Annotated in this window: 4 protein-coding genes; all 4 read right to left on the bottom strand. The window is 33.4% G+C overall.

The features are described from left to right. Positions 1–264: 264 nt before the first annotated feature. On the bottom strand, positions 265–681 hold the full coding sequence (locus tag B6C99_RS12930; RefSeq protein ID WP_086360190.1) for a hypothetical protein: 417 nt from the start codon (positions 679–681) through the stop codon (positions 265–267). A gap of 3 nt (positions 682–684) precedes the next feature. Next, positions 685–1080, bottom strand: coding sequence for a hypothetical protein (locus tag B6C99_RS13470; RefSeq protein ID WP_216819501.1), 396 nt, complete (start codon positions 1078–1080; stop codon positions 685–687). 129 nt (positions 1081–1209) lie between these two features. Further along, positions 1210–1371, bottom strand: a complete 162-nt coding sequence (locus tag B6C99_RS13815; protein ID WP_216818948.1) for an RHS domain-containing protein — start codon at positions 1369–1371, stop codon at positions 1210–1212. A gap of 256 nt (positions 1372–1627) precedes the next feature. Beyond that, the gene (locus B6C99_RS12920; RefSeq protein WP_086360189.1) at positions 1628–1912 is read right to left on the bottom strand and encodes a hypothetical protein; all 285 of its coding nucleotides are present in this window, start codon (positions 1910–1912) and stop codon (positions 1628–1630) included. Positions 1913–2040: the final 128 nt, after the last annotated feature.

Here is a 2040-nt window from a genome sequence, read left to right as displayed (position 1 = left end):
TAGTCCGTAATATTATTAATATAATATATAGTATAATTCATAAAATCATAATATCCCTGAGATGTTAAAGTAAAAAATAAAAGCATATTTCTAAAATATCTTGTTTACCTATAAGAATTTCTTTATTTTATTCAAAAAACATATAATTGATATATAACTAGTTATAGACATCAATCTCTTCTAGCCATATCCGCAATTAACTCATCTATTAATAAAACTTATATTCCATTTTCATCGTATTTAATAATAAAATCACCGCTTTTATTAGTTTTTTACCCCTTTATAAACATAAATAGGTTGCATTGTCCCTCTTTCGCCATTTTCTCCAAAACAAAAGGTAAAATCTTTATTAACAAAATAGATAGCAGGAAATAAACCATCATTTCTATTTTCTAGATATGATAAAAAATTTTTCAAAGAAGATAAAAATAAGTACATATTTTTTCCTTTTCCATCGACTAATACATAACCCTGTATTTTTTGATCTGTATCAAGATTAGTAATATCAATCGCTCCTTTGGGCGCTATATATTGATTCCATAAAGGACCATGAGTCTTCATATCTTTTTTAATAAAAGGTTTTCTGAAAGTATGAATAATAACTTTTCTAATTTCTATTGCTTTATCGTGCTCAATGTTTGTACCAAAAAAATGAGTATATGTCGAAAATAATAGGTCCATAAATTAATTCCATATATCATAAAATACATGTCCGTCTGCCCCTTGTTTAGTCTGCCAGTCATACCATTTTATGTGTTGAAGATCATTATCAAATGGGACTGTAGATTCTGGAGGTCTATGATATTCATAGCCACGGTTTCCAGTTTTGGTTTGAGGTTTATTATGTGGAAAGCCTTTACCAAAAGCCTCTTCAATTAGCTGTCGAGCATCGCGCTGATTTGGAACACGTATATTGTGAATGTTATTGCCATCATTATCAGTTGCATGTCCTCTAGCCATCCTTAATTTTTCTACTGCTTTTTGCCATGCTTTTGTTCCTGGTTTTGTTACAGGCAATTGAGACGCTTTTCGGGGTTTTACAACACCACAACTCCATCCCCACGGATCGACCCAAGTCAACCCATTAGGCGCATACTGATACAGATTAAAGCCACCCAGAAATCCAATCGGATCAGTCTACATAAAGCAAGCTGTATCAGGATCATAGTACCACAAAGTATTGTAGTGCAGTCCGGTTTCTCTGTCTAATTACTGTCCCTGATAACGTAGATTCTGTTGTATCTTTCTATGGGCAGTCTCCTGTACCGTTTTGCACCACAGCTGGTATGAGCATTCCCACACAATTTCACCGGCTTCATCCGTCAGTTCCTCCGGCAAGCCGTTCAGGTTGGTTATGCCAGCTCCCGTCACAAAAACATGAAAAGAGGCATGACCACATATTATTTACAACACTCCAGCCGCCATCTTAAAGGCGGCTGCTCGCTGAGGTGGGATTTGATACTTGGATAATTGTTATGGTGAAGATTTCTGACGGATATCTGATCCTGCTTGCAGACAATAAGAATACTAAATGAATCTCAAATAGCTTTGTCGCTCGATAAGGCGATCAATATTTTTTCTTAATACGTTCAAATAATCAAAGAGTGTGTGGAGTAATCGCTTTGCTTTATTTTTGAAATGGAACATATTTATTCCATATGGCAAAAAACTCTTCTTTTGTTATACTCTTCGCTTTAAATTCTGGGTTTGAATTAATATCTTCTAAAGATGGTATTGGACATTTACCTAATAATGTTTCTCCATATGACTGATTTTCTTCCGCATAACCTGCTGTATCATCTATAAAAATCTCCACTTTCTTCGTCTCATAACGATCTTCATCTAACTCGCTATATAATTCAATTGGTTCATCTTTATTTTTATGAATCCAATGAACTTTAATATATGTCATGGCTTGTTCTTCACGTAATCAACTATACGACCTAATATATCTAATGGTGCTTCATTTGAAATTAAATAAACACAATTCCTTACCTTAAAGGTATATGTACTATTACATATATTTAAATGTGTTAAATA

Origin of the sequence: Gilliamella sp. N-G2, assembly GCF_002142215.1 — a bacterium.
Classification (GTDB): domain Bacteria; phylum Pseudomonadota; class Gammaproteobacteria; order Enterobacterales; family Orbaceae; genus Gilliamella.
The sequence above is the reverse complement of the archived record's forward strand: the minus strand, read 5'-3'. Positions and strand labels throughout refer to the sequence as shown.

Excerpts from the sequence above, each read along its gene's own strand:
- B6C99_RS12920 (WP_086360189.1), bottom strand. The coding sequence starts at position 1,912 with ATGACATATATTAAAGTTCATTGGATTCATAAAAATAAAGATGAACCA.
- B6C99_RS12930 (WP_086360190.1), bottom strand. The coding sequence starts at position 681 with ATGGACCTATTATTTTCGACATATACTCATTTTTTTGGTACAAACATT.